Genomic DNA, 21,428 nt, shown 5'->3' with positions numbered 1-21,428 from the left:
TTAATTTTGAAAAGATTAAACCACACGCTACAGGTCTATTGAAACTCCGATTGTACGATCGACTATCTTCTCGCTAAAACTTAATCACTATAAATATAAAAACCTTAAAACCCGCTCTAAATCCGTAAAAGTTTCTAGATCTTGCTGTATTAAATGTTGAGGCTCCTCACGACTTCTCATCTGAAACGCCAATAATTCCATAAAGCAGTTCCATACAAAGAGAATAATGACGTTGTAATATCCGAAAAAATTCACTACATCATCTGAAAGATCATTGATAATTCCATCAGAAAGTATCAATTTCCATTTAGAAAACCCTACCCATGCCGACAAAAAACTCTGTAAATGTTAGATATCTTCAATAATTTTGGCTTATCCTGTTTTGCCACCAATATAAGAAACAGCGAATATAGTGGATCCGCCAGCTTTAATATCGCCTTGTAAAAGGTCTTTCCCTCTACTCTTTTTGCTATCAAATCCTGATTTTACAATTCCTTGCTCTCTCTTTTTTATACTCAAAATTGCCTCTGAAACAGGATAGATTAATCGTAAAAAATATATAAAAGAAGCAAATTATAACATTTTTTCTTATCCTTCTTAATACAAAATAACTGTTAAGCTACAATACGCTAACATTTATCAGTCATAAGTCCAAAACATCATATAATGACGAAACAAATTCATAGAGTGAAGATTTTTCACAATCAATCGTTGTATTAATCTTTCCATAATGCATAAAAATGATGAAGCGGCCCTCGCCCTTTCCCTACTTTTAAAGCATCTGAGGCAGTTAAAGCGCCATGCAAATAATCTTTTGCTTGTTTAACAGCGCAATCCAAAGGTTGAGTAGGTAACAGAGCTGCAATGGCAGCAGAAATGGTACACCCTGTCCCATGATCATGAGTGGTTGAAAGACGAGAGGCTTCAAGTATAACAAGGTTTTCACAATCACAATAAAGATCTGGACTAGAACAATCGTAATTTTCTGTACTATTTTTGGTAAGCGTATTCAAATGTCCCCCTTTTAACAGAACGGCATGACACCCTAGCGCCAAAAGTTGCGGACCATATTGATACATAGCCTCTAAAGACCATTGCACTTCACATCCCAATAACAGTGCAGCTTCAGGCAAATTTGGCGTGATCAAAGTTGACATCGGCACAAGAACATCACGCATAATTTCAATTGCATCAGGCTTTAAAAGAACATCACCACTTTTTGCAACCATAACCGGATCAAAAACAATGAGGCGTGCTTTATGATAAACAAGACGTTCTGCAATAGTCTGTGCAATCTGAGCATTTGCAACCATACCAATTTTAACGGCATCAACATGGATATCCTCAAAAACAGAATCAATTTGATCTGCAACAAAAGAAGCATCTAATGCCTGAAAAGAACGCACACCCTGAGTATTTTGTGCAACAACAGCTGTAACCACACTCATACCATAAGTTTTCATAGCTGAAAAAACCTTCAAATCCGCCTGCATTCCAGCGCCACCAGAAGGATCTGTTCCCGCAATAGATAAAATCCGTGGAATAAAAAGTTTATCTTTTTGTAATTCCATTAACCTCTTTCCTTCTGTTTTTAAATATCGGAAAATGAGTTACCGAAAAAATAGATGCTTGAGAAAACATAAAGAAGATGTTTTCTCATGTGAATTATATTATATATGAAGTCTTCTTATAGATATAAAATGGAAAATGTAGTGCTTATCCTTCGTTCTATTCTTTTTACGTTCGCTTTTTATACAACAACTTTCATACAAATGATTCTTTACGCTCCCGTTTATTTTTTAATGCCCCGCAAAAAGGCATGGATTGTCCCTAAAACATGGGCACGCGTTACACTCTTTTTGCAAAAATACATCGCAGGCACAAGTTATGAGATTGAAGGTTTAGAAAATCTTCCCAAAGGACCCTATATCATTGCTCCAAAGCATCAATCGGCTTGGGAAACTTTCAGTCTTGTTCCTTATTTTGATGATCCCACTCTCATTTTAAAACGTGAATTGATGTGGATTCCATTGTTTGGCTGGTATATGGCAAAAACGCAAATTATCCCCATTAACCGCACAACACCCATCAAAGCCTTAAAAATGATTATACAAAAAGCAAAAGAGAAAGTAAAACAAGGGCGCCAAATCTTGATTTTTCCCGAAGGAACACGCCGACAACCCGGTCAAGAACCAGATTATAAGTCAGGAATTGTCGCGCTCTATAATGAATTAGGACTTCAAGTTGTCCCTATTGCACACAATGCGGGTTTATATTGGCCACGCGGTAATTTTCGCCGCTATCCCGGAACAATTCGTGTCCGTATTCTTCCCCCGATAGAAGCGGGTTTAAGCAAACGTGATTTTCTAGATCAACTTGTCCAAAAAACTGAAAAAGCGTGTGATGAACTGCTTCTCTTAGCAGCTCAAGATCCTACCCCTCCTCCTATGCCACCATACGCTGTTCAGAAACTTCAAAAACTAAATCATCATGAAACAATGCACTGATTGATAAGAATAATGCATAACTTTGTATATTGAGCGGAGTATAGGGAACAAAAATATAAGAAAGATACTTCAAACTTTCTAATTTAAAATTGTAAAACACTTGTACATGATAAGAAATGATCAATGTGTAAATTTTTTTGAAAAAGAATTCTTCCTCTCTTTAAAATCATTTAAATAACATACATCTCATTGATTTATAAGGATATTTTATCGTTATTCAACTTGAATGAGAACCCTGAATACCGTAAGACTCTCTCATTTCAAATCTATTTTAGGTTGAATCAATTAGAATCATTTTCTTGCACATTACAAGCGGGGATATCTGTGTGAATAAAACGATACGAGAAAAGATTGAAATGCTTTTTACGAACCGTCTCAAGTGCCAAAGGCTATCCTAACAGGAAAGCAAGAAAAATGTATGATTATGCCGCTTCGTTTCTTCCTAAGAAACATCAATCCTCCCAAGAACCTGAAATCTTGTATAATCTTCATTATTTAAAAAGTATTTCTTGAGATACTTAAGTCATCAAACAAAATTCAAGGGGAAAATAAAAATGAGTGTTGGTTTTTATCCCACATACACAACGGATACAGCAATTAACCATCTTTTCTCCCTAACCTAGACTTAAAAGCTTTGTGTGCTACATTAAAACAATTCTAAATAACGAATAAGAGGGAACTAGATTTAAATTAATGCAACGTCTCTTCTATAATTTATTTTTTTCTGTGATTTTGAGTTTATCCAGCGCTGTTGCTCTAGCGCAGCCTTTTATTTCTGTTGATGTTACAACGGGGCATATCTTAAAACACAATCAAGCTTTTGAGCGTTGGTATCCTGCTTCCTTGACAAAATTAATGACTGCTTATGTTATTTTTCGTGCCATGAGCCGAGGGGAAATTTCACCAAAAAAACATATCACTATCAGCGAATACGCAGCAAAAGCTCCCTCATATCGTTCAGGCTATAAAGCTGGTTCTGTACTCACACTTGATACAGCCTTAAGTATTACCATGGTTAAATCTACTAATGACTTAGCCATTGCTATGAGTGAAGCCGTTGCTGGTTCACAAAAAGCTTTTGTACGTAAAATGAATAGCGAAGCTAAACGTTTAGGCATGTTTGGCACCCATTTTGCGAACGCAAGTGGTTTACCAGACCCTCAAAACTACTCTACGGCACGCGATATTGCTCTTTTAGCCGTTCAAATACGTCGAGAATTTCCACAATATTCTCATTATTTTTCTATTCCAGCCATTGATTTTGGTAATAATCGAAAAATCCAACATAACTCAAACAACCTCATTGGCCGTTTTTATGGGATAGACGGTATGAAAACAGGCTTTATTTGTGCCTCTGGTTTTAATCTTGTTGCCTCAGCCACCCGCAATAAACGTACAATTATTGCTGTCATTCTGGGTGCTAACAACATAAGTGAAAGAGAAGAAAAAGCTGCACAACTTCTTGAAATAGGATTTTTGCACCAAGGAAACCCCCAATTAACACTAGCAACATTAAAACCTTATGGGAGCAACATAACACAAGCCAACAATATGAGACAACAAACATGCACACCTGAAGCCATAAAAATGCATGCAAATTCATATGATGATCAAGGAAATATTATTCTCACCTCACCTTTTATCACTGCTCCACCTTCTTTTTCTCATCCTTTATCAGTACACCTCATTCGTACGCCACAAACACCTAAAATGACAGTAAAACCACTAAGAAAACCCTATATTCCGTATAAAAGGCACGCAAACCATTCTATAAAAAGCCATAAATCATAATCTACAATTAATTATAATACTTTGATTTATAATGATAATTAATTATTTTGTAGCTTATGTCAAAACCACAAGTATTGTAAGATTCTCTCATTTCAAATCTGTATTTGTTGAATCAATAAAAACTAGTCTCTTGCGCGCCACAAAGTGGATGAACATGTAGATAAAATAATTAAAACAAAAAATAAAAATCCTTCCTATAAGTCCTTTCAAGAACCACGAATTATCATAACATTGACGCTAAAAAGTGTATGATATACCCACCTACATCTACCTTTATAAGCGTAAAGATAGTGATACAATGGATTTCATGGGGGGTAACCATTATATCCCTCACGGACACCATTATAAATTGGTTAGACATACTGAGATATATTTTTTAAAAACAAAACTATGATTGATGATTAACATGAAAATAAAGCGCATCCCCCTCACGCTTATTACAGGTTTTTTAGGCTCTGGCAAAACAACTTTGCTTAACCGTATGCTACAAGACCCTCTTTTAACAGAATGTGCTGTTATCATCAATGAATTCGGCGAAATCAGTATTGACCACCTTCTGGTTGAAAAGGCAACAGAAGGAATTATTGAGCTTGCCAATGGCTGCTTATGCTGCAATTTACGCAGTGATCTCATCGACACATTAATTGATTTAATAAATCGCGTTCAGACAGGACAGATCAAACAACTCCATCATATTATCATTGAAACCACAGGGATGGCTGATCCCGCCCCTATTTTACAAATACTTTTAAGCCACCCGTTATTTATTCAAACATTGTCCATAAATGCTGTTCTTGCAACATTTGATACATTAAGCCCACTTTCCATATGTGAGCGCTATCCTGAAATATATAAACAATTAATATTTGCTGATAAAATTATTCTCACCAAAACAGATCTTAGAGACCCACAAACGCTTTCAGATACACTCCTTAGCACACTTAAAACAATGAATCCTACAGTGCAAATCATTGACGCCCATTCTGAAGATTTCTGTTCAAATCTATTAATAAATAACTCATTATGGGATGAAAGAGTAGAAAATACAAAACTTAAACAAAATCTTACGACTACCCCGCATGATCATACGCCCCATAAAACCATTCGTACCTTTTCACTAAACTGTGAGGGTCCTGTTGATTACGCCACAATTGAAGCTTTTTTAGATCTCCTACAAGAGCGTTATGGTACAAAATTATTACGTATTAAAGCCATTATCGCATTGCGTGATGACCCTTATCGCCCACTTGTACTCCACGGCGTACAAACATTTTTTCACCCTCCCATAAGATTGCCAGCATGGCCAAAAGGAATAAAACAAACACGTTTCGTCATCATTGCCGATGGTGTTGAAAAAGAAGCAATACAAAAGCTTCTCAATGCTTTTTTTAATAAACCAGCAATAGATACTGCAGACAAAACAGCTCTCTTAGAAAATCCTCTGGTCATTCCAGGAATAAAATTTTAATTTTTTCTCCCCTTCAATGATATAACATTAAATTCATTTGGCACCACCATCTTTATGCTTTTAAAGGAGCAAACGGGCACCATTACACACTTTGCTAATTCCCAATGTTGAAATAGCTCCTGGCACCTGAGATGGTTTGTAAAAAGCATTTTAGTCTTTCGTGCACAGTTTCACCCACGCAGTTATCCCGCTTGTAACGTGCAAACAAATGGTTTTAATTTATTCAACATGGAACAGCTTTGAAATGAGAGAACTTACGGTATTCAGGGTTCTAATTCAAGTTAAATAACACTAAATTATCTTTATAATCAATATGTTATAAATTTATAAAAACCTTTCATAAATATTCCTATTCAAGTTTATTAACATAATGGAATAAAAAATAAGAAAATACACATTTTTAACAATGCTTTCTGCACAATAATGCCTCTCATAAAATTATTCGTACCTTTTCACTGAGCGGCAAAATCCCCATAGACTACCACAATTGAAACTTTTTAGCTCTCTTATAAAATCACATGCCGCAAAATAACTATCTATTAAAACACTCCAGCGCTAACATATTACCCTTATCTGTAAAATCGTCGCCCTCACACAAAATAGAACACCATTGTATCATGAATTCACGCACTCGTTTAAAAACACCGTCTCTCAATACGCATTATTTCTATTTCAAGACGCTACCCATAAATAATATAATACAAAATTCTCCATGAAATGTATAAGGCCCATTCTCCATCTTTACTCTATAAATATGTAAACTGATCGCCTCATACTTTTGCCAGTTAAAAATGTTTTGAAAAAACTTGGCACTTTAGAGTACTCATGAGAACTATCTGTACTCCTTTCTTTAAGAGTTTTATTCACATGCCAATCCAATTTTATGGCGTGCAAAAAATGGTTTCGATTGATTCACCATAAACAAATTTTAAGATAAAAGGATCTTATGATATTTAGTCCCTAATTCAAACTGAAAAATTATAAACTATCATTATAAATCAAATTGTTATGATAAAAATTTTCAATATCCATCAATCTGTAAACAGATTGTTTTCTCTCTAAATGCGCTTTATCTGCAAACCACTTCATGTGATTCATTTCACAGACAGATTGGCCAAATTCTTGGTTCTAAAATATTCTGCTCAACTCTATATTTATTCAAGCTAATTGAAATCAAAATCCCTGTTAAGAAAAAAACCAAAATCAGACAGAGGCAATATCGCATTTTAAAATATGTGAATGTATCTTATATAACAGCACGACAAGACAATATTTTACAGCATAAAAGAATAAAACTCTTTGAAAGAAATAAAAAGAGAGGTGCATTTTATGTTAACTTACTCTTCACTAAAAACGAAGATTGACACCAGTGCCGATGTGCAAACAATCCAACTTCTTTGAGAAAATTCCTCTTGGCTTCCCACTTCATCTGATTTACTTACATAAGGCTCTATGAAAAAACTCTGCGCTTTAAAATATTGACTACTCACTTAAACACCTTATGTGCAAAGTTTTTGCATATCCTGTATCGCCATTATTAAGTGATAGTGTTACAGTGCAATAGAATACAATAATACTCACGGCATTCGAGAAACTGAAGTTTTATCAATATCGCGATTAAAAACGTAACGTTTTCCATAAACCTCAACAGTTGGAGGTTGACGATTTTTTTCAAAAAAATCATAACCTTTCTTAAGCATAACCCAGAATTGATAATGAGGATCCTTGCTATGACGTGACATATTATCCTCGGTCATGCGGAAAGGAAAAGCCTGTAACTGAAACTCTCTTTGTCCTCCTTTAAAAGCATCCCGTGCAAACGCATAAATCTGAGCCATGTTCTTATCACTCATAGAATAACAACCTGCGGAAAAGCAAGAACCATGCACCATAAGATTGCTTCCTGTGCGACCATTTTCTTGATCATAAAGGTTAGGAAATCCTATATTAAAAGAAAGATAATATTTTGAATAAGGATTCATTTGGTTTGCGCTAATAGTATAAAAACCCTCTGGTGTCTGAAGATCCCCTTCTTTATATTTAGGTCCAAGCTTACCAGACCATTTGCAAATACCATAGCGAGCAACCAAGATAAAAGGTCCTGAACGAGATTGTTTCCAAACTTCAGCAAGATTTTCTTCCTTGAAAAATCGCATTACAATTGGTGCATAAGGATCAATATCGTACAAAGCCATTCTATTCTGGATTTCTTGCGGCAACGGCTGCTCAACCTTAGCACGAATAGAAGCTGGTAATCTTCCTTCACATGCTGTCAATATTCCCATTACAAACAACATGCACACAGCGAGGAATCTGCTAAATGTCATCGAATAAAACTCCAATCCAACACCCCTCACAAAAAATAACCTATGTTAGAGATCGACCAATTTGAAGATATTTTTCCCTTCGCTCTTGTTTAAGAGTTTCCCCATCTTTTCCCGCCATAGCTTTTAAAGCCTCTGAAATAACATCACCCGTTGCATCAATGACAATCTCTTTGCCACGATGCGCTCCCCCTAAAGGTTCCGAAATAATGCCATCAATAATCTTTAAGCGATACAAATCTTGAGCGGTAATACGCATATTCATTGCAGCATCTTTCGCACGAGCTGGATCACGCCATAAGATAGAAGCTGCTCCTTCTGGTGAAATAACAGAGTAAATTGCGTGCTCCAACATATAAACTTTGTTGGCAGCCGCGATTGCTATCGCCCCTCCAGAACCGCCTTCTCCAATAACAACAGAAACGACAGGAACTTTCAAACGCAAAGTTGTAGCTGTTGATTGGGCAATTGCTTCTGCCTGCCCCCGTTCTTCAGCACTTACCCCAGGATAAGCGCCTGCCGTATCAACAAAAGTGAGAAGTGGCAAACCAAAACGATCAGCCATTTCCATAATACGTACAGCTTTACGATAGCCTTCTGGACGAGCAGAACCAAAATTATAGCGCAAACGTGTTTGCGTGTCATAACCTTTCTCTTGACCGATATAAGCAACAGCCTCACCTTTAAAGCGTGCAAACCCCGCTTGAATAGCTTCATCTTCAGCAAACTTACGATCTCCGGCCAAAGGCGTAACGTCACTCAATAAGCGTTTAGAATAGTCCATAAAATGGGGACGATCCGGATGACGAGCGACTTGTGTTTTTTGCCACGGCGATAATTTTTTATAAATATCGCGCAACGCTGTTTGGGAACGCGTTTCAAGACGAGCAATCTCATCGCTCATATCAAAACTGCCTTTTTCCTGAGAAATTTTTTTTAATTCAAGAATTTTCCCGTCAAGATCAGCAACTGGTTTTTCAAAATCAAGATAATTATACATTTGTGTCAACTCATTCAGTGTCACTTATACACTTATAATTTGCTTTATAAAGTCTTTTTCAAAAACATCACCTTTTCTTTAACGAGCCTTTTGCTCATCGGCAAGTGGGTGATGCTCATTGACTAAACGATAAAGTCCCTCTTCCAACACATGGGTATAAATTTGAGTGGTAGCAATATCAGAATGACCTAACAAATGTTGAACAGCACGCAAATCAGCACCATTTTGCAAAAGATGACTAGCAAAAGCATGACGCAACACATGGGGAGAAAAGCTATCACTTTCTATTCCTGCTCTTCTAGCGAGATTTTTCAACTCCCGCGCAACGACTTGACGAGCAATATATCCTGTCTCGGAATGCGCAGGAAAAAGATAAGAACTCGTAGCATCCTTTCCCTGATCACGCAAGTTTAACCACTGTGAAAGAACTTGGCATGCTTTTTTTGATAACAGCACCATTCGTTCTTTTTTGCCCTTACCACGAACCAAAACGCTGTACTCCTTCCTTCGAACAGACTGAACCGGCAGACTCACCAATTCACTGATGCGTAACCCCGTTGCATACAGCATTTCAATCAATAGCTGAAGACGCAGTGCACGGAAATACCCTTTGGACCCATAGTCTGCTTGATTGACTTCTAACTCCGCAAAATCAAGCAATTTTATCACTGCATCTTCACTCATGATTTTTGGCAAAGGACGCCCCTGACGAGGTGCGTCAATATCATGAGAGGGATCATCTGCTCTCAACCCTTCAGCATAAAGAAATTGATAAAACTGACGCAAAGTCGATAAACGGCGCGCTTGCGATGATGCCGCAAAACCAAAAGTATGCATAAGTGACAAAAGAGTAATTAAGTCTTCTTTTTGTGCTGAAAAAAGCGAGACAGAGTGTGAAGATAATTCGTCTTGTGCCCACTGTAAATCATGCTGATAAGCCGCAAGCGTATGAGGTGAAGCTCCTCTCTCCGCACTCATCATCTCAAGAAAATGATCTATCACAGCACCACTTTTCATTTCATTGATTCGCTTCCGTAGAAAGATTCCATGAATCCAAGGGAACATCGATGTACATATCCACAGTTACTGGTTCAACCCAAACTACAAGAGCACCCATTATAATAAAAAGGACAGAAAGCAAAATGAAAAGAATCATCAAAAATCTGGTCAATGTTGGCATAAGACAATAACCTATCCAAAAATATTCTATCTCGTATTATGCCTTACAAAGATTAACAGGAATTGACTTTAAGATGGATAAATGCCGAAATAAAGTTATGAAAAGCAATCGACCAAAACGCGTCCCCATAACACAAATAAAGAATCAGCTCTTATCGTCCCTTGATAAAAGAGCACTTGTCCTTGTTGGTCTTATGGGGGCAGGCAAATCAGTGATCGGAAAACGCGTCGCCACCATGCTCCGTTTACCTTTTTATGATTCTGACCAAGAAATTGAAAAAGCTGCACAAATGACAATCACGGAACTCTTTGAAATTTATGGTGAATCCGAATTTCGTTCTCTTGAACAGCGTGTTATTCTAAACCTCATGAAAAAAAGGCCCCTTGTTTTAGCAACAGGTGGTGGTGCCTACATAAATGAAAATATCCGAAAAGCCATTCACAAAAATGGTATATCCATATGGCTAAAAGTCGATCTTGATATCCTCATGCAACGTGTCTCAAAGCACCCAACACGTCCCCTGCTTCAAACAGCCAATCCTAAAGAAACCATGCAAAAACTCATGGAACAGCGTTATCCTATCTATGCAAAGGCAAACTTAACAATTAACAGTCATAAAGAAAGCCGTCATACCGTAGCACAAAATGTTATACGATCCGTACAGCACTACCTATACACAGAAATTAACAATAGGGATAACCAGCATGCAAACCAAAACCGTCACTGTTAAACTGGACAAACACTGTTACGATATCATCATTGGTCCGGGTCTTATTACACAAGCTGCTTCACAAATTAAACATGCTCTTAACAAAAAAGATCCTCATCAAACGCGCTTGGCACTTGTTACAGATACAAATGTTGCTTCCCTTCATTTGGAGATATTGCAAGCAGAATTAACAAAAAATAAAATTCATACTGTCCCTATTATTGTAGAAGCAGGAGAACAATCAAAATCATTTTCAACCCTGCAAGTTGTCATCGATCAAATTCTTGCTGCGCGTTTAGAAAGAGGCGACTGTGTTATTGCTTTTGGCGGTGGTGTCATTGGTGATCTAGCAGGATTTGCGGCAAGTATAATCCGCCGTGGCATGAACTTCATTCAAATGCCCACAACGCTTCTTGCACAAATTGATTCTTCTGTTGGTGGAAAAACGGGAATCAATAGCCAATATGGCAAAAATCTTATTGGTGCCTTTTATCAACCACAATGCGTTATTGCTGACACGTGTCTTCTTGATACCCTGCCACCGCGCGAATTTCGCGCTGGCTACGCAGAAATAGTAAAATACGGTCTCATTAACCAACCTGACTTTTTTGAGTGGCTTGAAAAAAATGGGCAAAAAATTTTCTCTAATGGCCCAATACGAACAGAAGCCATTGTTCGCTCATGCCAATTTAAAGCTGCCATTGTAGCACGTGACGAACATGAGAAAGGAGAGCGCGCACTCTTAAATCTCGGCCATACATTTGGACACATGCTTGAAACAGCAACCGCTTATGACTCCAACCGTTTAATCCATGGCGAAAGTGTAGCAATTGGGATGATTCTAGCTCATCAATTCTCTGCTCAATTAAATTTAATAAGCCCCACGCTTACACAACGCATTGAAGCGCACCTTAAAGCAATAGGATTACCTACACAATTAAAGGATATCCCAGGGTGTCTACCAGATGCTGAAACTTTAATGACTCTCATTGCCCAAGATAAAAAAGTTTCGCAAAACAATTTGACTTTCATCTTAACACGCGGACTTGGCCAATCATTTATTGCAAAAAATGTTTCACCAGATGCAGTTTTATCCTTTTTGGAACAAAAATTAACAGAAATTCGTTAATTCATATTGAATATAATTGATTCGTTTTTATACTTCTATTAAAGATTAACATGATGATGTCTGCGTAGCTCAGTAGGATAGAGCACAGGATTCCTAAAGAAATTGGGCACTTTGAGAAGAAATCCTCAAAGTGAATCTGCTCAAATTCGGGGAAAGCTTCATGGGCGACTATATGCCAATCCCGAGCCAAGTCTCTCTTCAAATGAGAGAAAGGTGTAGAGACTGAACGGGCAGCACCTAAAGAGCAAAAGCTTCAAGGTGAAGAGACAGTCCAGACCACAAACAGCCGATAAGGCTGGCGGTGAAAATCGAAGTGGTATGAATCCTGGGGTCGCAGGTTCGAATCCTGCCGTAGACACCATCGTATCAGTCAAATTATTCTTTGTGCACAATATTAGGAATATAGGGAAGCATCATGAAAAAAACTTTGCACATTTTAGGATTTTTCACCGCTTTAAGTTTATCACTCTTCAGCTCAAACAATAGCTTAGCTGGTTCTTTAATCATTGAAGTACCAGACAATCCAGAGCCCAAAACAGAGACCATTACCTATCAGTGTGAAACTGGAGCAGGTAAAGAGCGCGTTGAGGCAGTCTATCTTAATGCTGACAATATTTCGTTGGTTGATTTCAAATGGAATGGTGATCGTGTCATTGCTGCTAATGTCATCGCTGCGACAGGAGCAAAATTTGCAGGAGCTCAGTATATCTGGTGGGAGAAGAACAAAGAAGTCACGCTTTATGACTTGGCTAAGGATCCAGAAGAAAAAAAACCTATCCTCTGTAAAGATGAGTCAACATTATTATTTTAAATAACACGGGAAATATTATGAAAAAAATTTCTTTTACTAAACAATTTTTCATTACTTTAAGTGTGCTCCTCCTCGGTTCAATTAATGCATTAGCAAGTTCTTTAGTCATTGAAGTACCAGATGATCCAGAACCAACAACAGAGACCGTCTCCTATCAATGCGATATGGGAACAAGCAAAGAGTATGTTGAAGCAACTTATTATAATGCTGGCAATATTGCGCTTGTTGATTTAAAATGGAACGGTAAGCGCATCGTTGGTTCTAATGTAATTTCCGCTTCTGGAGGAAAATATGTGGGTGGACAATACATTTGGTGGATAACTAAAAATGAAGCCATATTTTACGATCTTATTAATGATCCAAAAGAAGAAAAGCCCATCCACTGTGTAGAAGAAAAAAGCACAGAATAAGGAAGATTCTTACATTTCAAGAACCGCGCTGGCTCTCATCTCTTGATGTTCCTTCTGACGTGGGTAGTTTTTCCTCCGTCTGGTGTAATAAAAGAGCCAGCGGTTTTTCTGATTGTTTTTCTGAATGATGCCGATAAGCTGCTGTATGTGAAAGCAACATAGAAGCTACCGGTGCTGTTAAAAACAAAAAAAACATCAGCAACACTTCATGAAAAACAAAATAATGGTCCACAAATATTGAATAAAGAAATGAAGAAATAAGAATACTACCAACGCCCCAACTCGTACAGACTGAAAGCATATGCAAACGCTTATAAAAATTAGAAAAACGCACCAAACCTATCGTTGCGATCAATGTCAATCCAGACCCTAATATTAAGAAAACTGTGATAGCAATAGCAACCACAAGCGATACATCATCTTTCATTCAATAATCTCCCCTCGCATGAGAAATTTCGCCAAAGCAATACTCGAGACAGAACCCAACAACCCAATAATAAGAGCTGCGACAAAATAAGTGGTTGTTCCTGAACGAATATCGAATGTAAGAAACAAAAGAATAGTGCTTATATAAAGGGCATCCAAACCCACAATCCGGTCCTGCGCCCGTGGACCACGAATCAACCGAAACAGCGCGAAAATCACCGCTAAACTTAAAAAAAACTGTGAAAAGAAAAGCCCCCAATAAAGAATCACCATACTCATAAAAAAATCTCCAAAAGCAATTGCTCATACCGTTGTTTGATCAACTGTTTGTAATCATATCCATTTTTTAAATTTAAGACATGAAGCAAAAGTTCACCCTTTTTACTATTATAGGCAACCCAAGCAGTTCCAGGGGTTGCTGAAAGGATGCATGCTAAAATAGCCAAAGCAGTGCGATTATGAAGCAGAAGAGGTACTACAATAAAACCAGATTTCTGCTCTCGAGACCTTTTTGTTAAAACAAACCAAGCCACCGAAACATTCGAGAATATAGAATCTATAAATACTCGAAAAACGAGACGAAAAACCGCACTCCAGCTTTTAATAACAACCTTCTCCGGCTCCAGAAGCCGTATCATCCAACCACAAAACAAAGCGGTTAAAATCCCTAAAAGCAATTGCCCTAAACTAAAACCATTTAAAATAAGCCACATAAGGACAATGACACCACTGAAAAAAGGGGAAGGACAAAAACGATTCATTTACTTATCTCCCTATTTTCGAGAGAAAAATCCGTTAAAACGCTCCCAATATAGTTTTGAGGTTCATACAAAGTCTTAGCAGTTTCAGACATATAATGACTAACAGGACTAGCTACAATTGTTATAAGAAAACACAAAGCAAGGAGAACGGCAATAGGCGCAAATTCTATCACTTGTACACGGGGAATACGCCCTTCAAGAGAAACCCAAAAAGTCCGGATACCCGTTCGTGTTAATGCAATCAAAGCCGCAAAACCAGAGAGGGTGACAAAAACTACAAAAAGCCAATCTTGGTAAACCGGAAGAGAAGCAGAAAAATCCTCTCTACTGTGGTTTAAAATTGCCATGAACATCATAAATTTAGCAACAAAACCAGAAAAAGGCGGCAATCCAATAATCAAAATGGCACAGATACCAAAACAAGCTCCAAGAATTGCCAAGGTTACCGGAAAATAGATGCCAACTTCATCTTCTTCCTCCTCTTCATCGTCACCATACACCTCCATTGTGACAGCAAGAACATTAGCAGCCACATCTTGACAGCGTTCAACCAACTCTACCAAAAGAAAAAAAGCTCCCAGTGCTAAAGTTGAAGAAACAATATAAAAAAGTGCGCCTGCTGTCAGTGCTGCATTGCCTATCCCTATCGCAGCCAACAATGTACCAGAAGAGACAAGGACACTATAAGCTGCCAAACGCACCAAAACCTGGCTCGCCAATACCCCAATAAAACCAACAATCATAGTGGCAAGCCCACCATAAAACAAAACCGTATGACCAAAATGGTTAAAGTATTCACTTTCAGGACCAAACCATAGCAACGTTAAACGTAAAATAATATAAATACCAACCTTGCTCAAAAGTGCAAAAGAAGCTCCAACGGGCGCTGCTGCTGCACTGTAAGTTGGCACCAACCAAAAATTAAGCGGCCACATACCCGCTTTAAGCAAAAAAGCAATACCTAAAAATGCAATACCTATTTCGAACAAAACAATATCTGTAGAAGATATATATTTTATTTTAACAGCCAAATCGGCCATATTAAGAGTACCAACGACTCCATAAATGAGCGCTATACCAACTAAAAAAAATAATGAAGCAACAAGATTAACCACGACATAATGCAACCCTGCGCGCACGCGTGTCTGACCAGAACCATGCAAAGCAAGCCCATAGGAAGCCGTTAACATAACTTCAAAAAACACAAATAAATTAAATAAATCGCCGGTCAAAAAAGCACCATTTATCCCCACCATAAAAAATTGCATCAGTGACTGAAAATGAGAACCCGCTTTGTACCAATGAGCCCGCGCAAAAACCAACACGCTAGTCAGCAACAAGCTGGAAAGTAAAAGCATCATAGCGCTTAAGCGATCAAGGACTAAAACAATTCCAAAAGAAGAAGGCCAGTTACCAAGTCGATAAACATCGCAAGCCGGTGCTATTTCAAGAGTACGTATAATCAATAAAATGGCAGTAACGACCAACATTCCCGCAGAAGAAAGACTGATGAATGATTTCAGTTTTGCACGACGTTCATCATAAAAAAGAAGAAGTGCTCCAGTGATTAACGGCAAAAGAATAGGCAAAATAAGGAGATGATGCACCCCTACTTCCATTACTGCACCTCACGTCCATCAACGTGATCAGAACCCGTTAAACCACGTGACACCAACAAGATAACTAAAAATAAAGCTGTTGTTGCAAAACCAATCACAATCGCAGTTAAAACCAAGGCTTGTGGGAGAGGATCGATATAATTATCTGGATTAATAACAGTGGTAGGATCAACAATTGGAGCAGCATTACTACGCAGTCTACTCATTGAAAATATAAAAAGATTAACCCCATAGGAGATCAAGGACAAACCAAGAATGACTTGAAAAGTACGTGGACGCAAAACAAGCCAAATACCTGATCCGATAAAAACACCGATACCCAAAGAAAGAACAATTTCCATTAATTTTCCTTCTCTTTTAAAATAGGTCTCTTACCGATTCGGTAACTCCGAATTGACTGGTGTGCAAGTGCAATTAAAATGAGAACAGTTGCTCCTAACACAAGAGAAAGCACACCAAAATCAAACAAAAAAGCAGATGCCATGGGAACTTTTCCAATTAACGGAAGATGAATATATCGAAAAAAGGATGTTAAAAAAGGATATCCAAAAAACCAAGAGCCCATCCCCGTTACGACTGACAACAATAAGCCAAAGCCTATCCAACGCAAAGGTAAAACTCTCAAATGCGTTTCCACCCACCGAATATCGCGTGCAAGATATTGTAAAATAAACCCTATTGCCAAAGTAATACCACCGACAAATCCACCTCCTGGCAGATCATGCCCTCGCATGAATAAATAAATAGCAAAAGCGATAATAATCGGAAAGAGCCAACCCATAATAACAGCAGGAACAGCTAAATAATTCAATACTGTATCTCCCACATTTCGATTAGGCTGTGCTATATCAAAGGCTTTCTGGATACGTTGTTGAAAAGGCGCATCAATACTCTCAGGCGCAGGACGAAAACGTCGTAAGAGGGCAAAAACAGTAAGGGAAACAACACCCAAAACCACAATTTCTCCCATGGTATCAAAACCACGGAAATCAACCAATAACACATTCACAACATTGCGACCACCAGCATCTGAGTAAGCATGTGTTAGAAAAAAATCAGAAATCGTTGTGCCTTGAGGACGTGTCATCACTGCAAAAGAAAGCCATGCTACACCAGCACCTCCTACAAGGGATATGATGAAATCACGGAAACGACGCAAGCGAACCCAAAAATGAACAGCAGCTGGCCCAGGGTCATGCAAACGTTTAGGCAACCACCGTAAACCAAGCAATAATAAAACGACTGTAACAACCTCAACAACCAATTGTGTTATTGCTAAATCAGGAGCAGAAAGCCATAAAAAGGTTGCACAAGTCATCAAACCAGCTCCCCCTAAAAGCATAAGTGAAGCAAGACGATGAAACTTTGCTCTCCAAGCAACTAAAAGCGCACATAATCCGCCAACCAGCCAAAGAGCGAGAAAAGGAATATCAAGTGGAAAAAGCGGTAATGTCCCCACTGGAATGAAACCATCGCACCAAAGTAAAAGACCAACAAAGGCAAAACAGACCCAAAAAATCCAATGCAATTGGATCTGCAAACGGCGTGTTGACAAAGCAGATTCCACCGCACGGGCCCATTTCCAAGAAATAATTACGAGAATGCGTTCAAAAATACGCGGTCCTTTTAAGTGACGGAAAAAAGGAGCTCCATCATCACAGGATAAAAAATAACGATGCCCAACAGCATAGAGCAATCCGCCCCCTAATAATGCAACAAAGCTCATCACTAATGGAGTGTTAAACCCATGCCAAACAGCCAAACTATAAGGAATTGTCATTGGTCCTAAAACAGACACGACCGCATTATCTAAAATAGGTCCTATTGTTAAATTAGGGAAAATACCAACCGCTAAACAAATAAACACCAAAAGCTCCATTGGTAAACGCATAAAATGCGGTGGTTCATGGGGAGTCTTGGGTAAATTGTCAGGCTTTGGTCCTAAAAAAACACCGTGAATAAAGCGTATAGAATAGGTCACACTAAACAGACTAGCTAGCGTTGCCACATAAGGCGCAATCCAATCGAGCCATGATTCCATATGCGTTTCAACAGCTTCAGCAAAAAACATCTCTTTCGATAAAAAACCATTCAACAAAGGAACCCCAGCCATCGCTGCACTCGCAACTAAAGCAAGAGTCGCTGTAATAGGCATAGAACGATAAAGCCCTGACAGTTTACGCATATCACGTGTTCCCGTCTCGTGATCAATAATGCCAGCAGCCATAAATAAAGAAGCTTTAAAAGTAGCATGATTGGCCATATGAAAGATCGCCGCAACACATGCAAGTGGACTACCAAGACTTAAAAGTGTTGTAATTAATCCAAGATGACTAATAGTCGAGTAAGCAAGCAGTCCTTTCAAGTCTTGCTGAAACATGGAAAAATAGGCACCTAGAAGAAGAGTTGAGAGACCTGAAAAGCCAACCAGCCAAAACCAAGATTCTGTTCCAGAAAGCACAGGCCATAAACGAACAAGCAAAAACAATCCCGCTTTTACCATTGTTGCCGAATGCAAATAAGCCGATACGGGAGTTGGAGCAGCCATCGCGTTAGGTAGCCAAAAATGAAAGGGAAATTGCGCGCTTTTTGTTAACCCTCCCAATAAAATACAAATAAGGATAGGACTATAAAGAGAACTTGACCGGATCATATCTCCAGACTGCAGCACCTTATCCAAATCAAAACTGCCAACAGTATACCCAATCAATAAAACTCCAATAAAAAGGGCAAAGCCGCCAAAACCTGTGATCGTTAGAGCCATACGCGCACCCTCACGCGCACTTGCATTATGGTACCAATAGCCGATTAACAAAAAAGAAAAAATACTGGTGAGTTCCCAGAAAACAACCAAAAAGACGAGATTACCTGATAAAACTATTCCTATCATTGATCCCATAAAGGCCAAAAAAAAGGAAAAAAAACGAGGTACAGAATCCGCTGGATCCATGTAATAACGTGAATAAATGACAACAAGCAGCCCAATCCCTGTAATGAGCAAGCAAAAAAGCCACGACAAACCATCTATACGAAGAATCAAATCGCTTCCCCATTCTGGAAGCCAAGAAATATCTAAACGCACTATGTGGTTTCCGCGAACTTCCGGATAAAGCATTATTGTAAAAATAAGACAGAAAAGCGCGACAATCCCAGCAAACCAGGCTTCATTATTTTTTGCTGTCGAACGAAAAAAGCCAATGACAGCACTTCCACCAAAGGGAAGCAAAACGAGCAATACCAACATTGCTTCCCGTGTTGTCATTCTTTAAACTCCATTTTGCCTTAATATTTTGTCATCGACAAAACAAAAACTTATATTCTCACCCCCCATTCCACACTTAATGATAATAAGATTTAATAAAACTTAAAAGCATTTAAAATTTTAAAAAAAACAATGCTGGCATGAAAATACTGCGCACCACACAAGTCTTCTCTTTATTGTAAGAACAATAACGCCCACGACAAGAAGCAATTAAAATTTTATTTAATTTCTATCCTTTAAAAAAGCGTGATAAACACTGTTTACGAGGTCCATGAAAAGGCTGGAAACTATTATCTTTTTTATTATAAGAGCGATAACGCGCGCGGCAAGATTCAATATGCTGGAAAAACATCCATGGCTCTTTTTTTTCCAATTTTTCTGAAGAAGAAGCTAAAAACTCTCTTTTGGTATCTGATACAACTTTTAATGATGCGCCTTTTGTGCTTAAGTGCGAAGATGTAACAAATGCCGCTTCAGGATACCACCAGTTATCACTGTATTTACGATAACCACGCCGATAATGACGATAACCTTTGAAACCATTAAGTTCTCTACGCCCCGTAAAAATCAAAGGCACCGAACTATCTTGAACAGAAGTCTGCATAACCAGTTTTGCTTTAGCATCACTTCTATTTTGCCCCCAATTAACAAGAGTGGTTGTTATAATGAAAAAACTGCTAACAAATACAAAAGCTAAAGCATAAGATATTTTTTTTTTCATACTCATAACAAAAAACTCAACATAATAAACAATAGTAATTACAGAAAGCCTTTCTCTTGCTAGACAGAAAAAGATTCTTTTCTTAAGACTCTTTTTTCTTGAGACATTCTGTTACTCTTTGTACTAAACGTTGATCTTGGCAATAAGATCCTTCAAAAAAGAATGAATAAATGATGATAAAAACCCCCTATTATCTTATAGACAAATCGAAACTCATCAAAAACATGCAAACGATTTCTCGTTTACGGGAAATGTCCGGAGCTAAAATTTTACTTGCTTTGAAATGTTTTGCCACATGGAGTGTTTTTGATTTAATGTCTGAGTTCATGGATGGAACCACATCATCATCCCTTTATGAACTGCGTTTAGGAAGAGAAAAATTTGGCAAAGAAACCCATGCTTATTCAGTGGCTTGGGCAGATGATGAAATTGATGAAGCCTGTGGTTATGCAGATAAAATCATCTTTAATTCCATCCAACAGCTTCAACGCTTTTCTGATGCAACAAAAACCATTCAAAGAGGTTTAAGGTTAAATCCAGGAATCAGCGCATCAAATTTTGATCTTGCTAACCCCTCTCGCCCTTTTAGCCGCTTAGGAGAAACAAACCAAAGCGCTATCAAAGAAGTTCTGCCTCTTATCAACGGATTGATGATCCATAACAATTGTGAAAATGCTGACTTTAATCTTTTTAACCAAATGCTTGGGTATATGGAAGAAAAATTTGCAGAACTTTTTTCTGCTGTTGACTGGATAAGCCTTGGCGGCGGAATCCATTTTACGGCTGAGAATTATCCTCTAGAAGCTTTCGCAAAACGCTTAAAACAATTTTCTAAAACTCATAGTGTCACTCTTTTTCTAGAACCAGGAGAAGCTGCTATTACTAAAAGCACCACATTAGAAGTCAGTGTTCTTGACACATTGTATAATGAAAAGAATCTAGCCATCGTTGATAGCTCAATTGAAGCACATATGCTTGATCTTCTCATTTATCGTGAAAGTGCTAAATTAGAACCCAATCAAGGACCACACGAAATTATGATTTGTGGAAAATCTTGTCTTGCCGGCGATATTTTTGGAACATTTCAATTTCAAAAACCTCTTAAAATAGGCGATAGACTGTCTTTTCAGGATGCAGCAGGTTATACAATGGTCAAGAAAAACTGGTTTAATGGCGTTACAATGCCTGCTATTGTTCTCAAAGAGTGCGATGGTACATTAATACTTCAACGCCAATTCAGCTATAACGACTATCAGGAAAGCCTTTCATAAAGATCAACCATAAAAACGTCATACAACAGTATTAAAAAG

20 protein-coding genes are annotated in these 21,428 nt (G+C 38.1%); 8 read left to right on the top strand and 12 right to left on the bottom strand.

The annotated features are described in order from the left end of the window. Positions 1–372: 372 nt before the first annotated feature. Both ACFILW_RS01770 and thiD read right to left on the bottom strand, forming a co-directional pair. Entirely contained in the window at positions 373–519 is a 147-nt protein-coding gene (locus ACFILW_RS01770) for a hypothetical protein (protein WP_375684973.1), read from the bottom strand. A 197-nt stretch (positions 520–716) separates the two neighbouring features. After that, positions 717–1,571, bottom strand: coding sequence for a bifunctional hydroxymethylpyrimidine kinase/phosphomethylpyrimidine kinase (thiD, locus tag ACFILW_RS01765; RefSeq protein WP_375622090.1), 855 nt, complete (start codon positions 1,569–1,571; stop codon positions 717–719). 129 nt (positions 1,572–1,700) lie between these two features. Between thiD and ACFILW_RS01760 the strand changes: the two genes are divergently transcribed. From ACFILW_RS01760 to ACFILW_RS01750, 3 genes are all read left to right on the top strand, one after another. Beyond that, positions 1,701–2,507, top strand: coding sequence for a lysophospholipid acyltransferase family protein (locus ACFILW_RS01760; RefSeq protein ID WP_375645611.1), 807 nt, complete (start codon positions 1,701–1,703; stop codon positions 2,505–2,507). A 693-nt stretch (positions 2,508–3,200) separates the two neighbouring features. After that, positions 3,201–4,298, top strand: coding sequence for a D-alanyl-D-alanine carboxypeptidase family protein (locus tag ACFILW_RS01755; RefSeq protein ID WP_375645612.1), 1,098 nt, complete (start codon positions 3,201–3,203; stop codon positions 4,296–4,298). A gap of 406 nt (positions 4,299–4,704) precedes the next feature. Then, positions 4,705–5,766 carry a CobW family GTP-binding protein gene (locus ACFILW_RS01750; RefSeq protein WP_375684972.1) on the top strand — a complete coding sequence of 354 codons (1,062 nt, stop codon included), beginning with the start codon at positions 4,705–4,707 and terminating at the stop codon, positions 5,764–5,766. 1,577 nt (positions 5,767–7,343) lie between these two features. Here ACFILW_RS01750 and ACFILW_RS01745 read toward each other — a convergent pair. From ACFILW_RS01745 to ACFILW_RS01735, 3 genes are all read right to left on the bottom strand, one after another. After that, complete coding sequence (locus ACFILW_RS01745; protein WP_273790140.1) at positions 7,344–8,093, bottom strand: murein L,D-transpeptidase family protein; 750 nt, start codon at positions 8,091–8,093, stop codon at positions 7,344–7,346. A 40-nt stretch (positions 8,094–8,133) separates the two neighbouring features. Then, complete coding sequence (locus ACFILW_RS01740; RefSeq protein WP_375684970.1) at positions 8,134–9,090, bottom strand: acetyl-CoA carboxylase carboxyltransferase subunit alpha; 957 nt, start codon at positions 9,088–9,090, stop codon at positions 8,134–8,136. Positions 9,091–9,168: 78 nt separating this feature from the next. Beyond that, entirely contained in the window at positions 9,169–10,107 is a 939-nt protein-coding gene (locus tag ACFILW_RS01735) for a site-specific tyrosine recombinase XerD (protein WP_375622086.1), read from the bottom strand. 260 nt (positions 10,108–10,367) lie between these two features. Between ACFILW_RS01735 and ACFILW_RS01730 the strand changes: the two genes are divergently transcribed. From ACFILW_RS01730 to ACFILW_RS01715, 4 genes are all read left to right on the top strand, one after another. Continuing rightward, on the top strand, positions 10,368–11,000 hold the full coding sequence (locus tag ACFILW_RS01730; RefSeq protein ID WP_375622136.1) for a shikimate kinase: 633 nt from the start codon (positions 10,368–10,370) through the stop codon (positions 10,998–11,000). Further along, on the top strand, positions 10,975–12,108 hold the full coding sequence (gene aroB / locus ACFILW_RS01725) for a 3-dehydroquinate synthase (protein WP_375645613.1): 1,134 nt from the start codon (positions 10,975–10,977) through the stop codon (positions 12,106–12,108). Before ACFILW_RS01730 ends, aroB begins: the two co-directional genes overlap by 26 nt. Before the next feature lie 415 nt (positions 12,109–12,523). Continuing rightward, positions 12,524–12,919 carry an MliC family protein gene (locus ACFILW_RS01720; RefSeq protein WP_375622084.1) on the top strand — a complete coding sequence of 132 codons (396 nt, stop codon included), beginning with the start codon at positions 12,524–12,526 and terminating at the stop codon, positions 12,917–12,919. Between the two features lie 17 nt (positions 12,920–12,936). Continuing rightward, a complete protein-coding gene (locus ACFILW_RS01715; RefSeq protein WP_375622083.1) occupies positions 12,937–13,329 on the top strand; it encodes an MliC family protein in 393 nt (130 codons plus the stop codon). 16 nt (positions 13,330–13,345) lie between these two features. Here the strand turns inward: ACFILW_RS01715 and mnhG are convergent, their stop codons facing one another. From mnhG to ACFILW_RS01680, 7 genes are all read right to left on the bottom strand, one after another. Continuing rightward, positions 13,346–13,756: a monovalent cation/H(+) antiporter subunit G gene (mnhG, locus tag ACFILW_RS01710; protein ID WP_375622082.1), complete on the bottom strand. Its 411-nt coding sequence runs from the start codon at positions 13,754–13,756 to the stop codon at positions 13,346–13,348. Continuing rightward, entirely contained in the window at positions 13,753–14,034 is a 282-nt protein-coding gene (locus ACFILW_RS01705) for a K+/H+ antiporter subunit F (protein ID WP_375622081.1), read from the bottom strand. Before ACFILW_RS01705 ends, mnhG begins: the two co-directional genes overlap by 4 nt. Next, a complete protein-coding gene (locus ACFILW_RS01700; RefSeq protein WP_375612748.1) occupies positions 14,031–14,516 on the bottom strand; it encodes a Na+/H+ antiporter subunit E in 486 nt (161 codons plus the stop codon). The genes ACFILW_RS01705 and ACFILW_RS01700 overlap by 4 nt, the downstream gene beginning before the upstream one ends. Then, entirely contained in the window at positions 14,513–16,135 is a 1,623-nt protein-coding gene (locus tag ACFILW_RS01695; protein ID WP_375645617.1) for a monovalent cation/H+ antiporter subunit D, read from the bottom strand. Before ACFILW_RS01695 ends, ACFILW_RS01700 begins: the two co-directional genes overlap by 4 nt. Beyond that, positions 16,135–16,476: a Na+/H+ antiporter subunit C gene (locus ACFILW_RS01690; protein ID WP_375645618.1), complete on the bottom strand. Its 342-nt coding sequence runs from the start codon at positions 16,474–16,476 to the stop codon at positions 16,135–16,137. Before ACFILW_RS01690 ends, ACFILW_RS01695 begins: the two co-directional genes overlap by 1 nt. Then, positions 16,476–19,397 (bottom strand): monovalent cation/H+ antiporter subunit A, encoded by a 2,922-nt coding sequence (locus ACFILW_RS01685; RefSeq protein WP_375645620.1) that lies wholly within the window; start codon positions 19,395–19,397, stop codon positions 16,476–16,478. Before ACFILW_RS01685 ends, ACFILW_RS01690 begins: the two co-directional genes overlap by 1 nt. Before the next feature lie 229 nt (positions 19,398–19,626). Further along, positions 19,627–20,124, bottom strand: coding sequence for a BA14K family protein (locus tag ACFILW_RS01680; protein WP_375622078.1), 498 nt, complete (start codon positions 20,122–20,124; stop codon positions 19,627–19,629). Positions 20,125–20,291: 167 nt separating this feature from the next. On the opposite strand from ACFILW_RS01680, the gene ACFILW_RS01675 reads away from it, so the two are divergent. After that, positions 20,292–21,389: a carboxynorspermidine decarboxylase gene (locus ACFILW_RS01675; RefSeq protein WP_375622135.1), complete on the top strand. Its 1,098-nt coding sequence runs from the start codon at positions 20,292–20,294 to the stop codon at positions 21,387–21,389. Positions 21,390–21,428: the final 39 nt, after the last annotated feature.

Origin of the sequence: Bartonella sp. TT110JLCBS (assembly GCF_042193405.1) — a bacterium.
GTDB lineage: Bacteria > Pseudomonadota > Alphaproteobacteria > Rhizobiales > Rhizobiaceae > Bartonella.
Note: the sequence above shows the minus strand (reverse complement) of the source record. Positions and strands in the feature narration are given on the sequence as shown.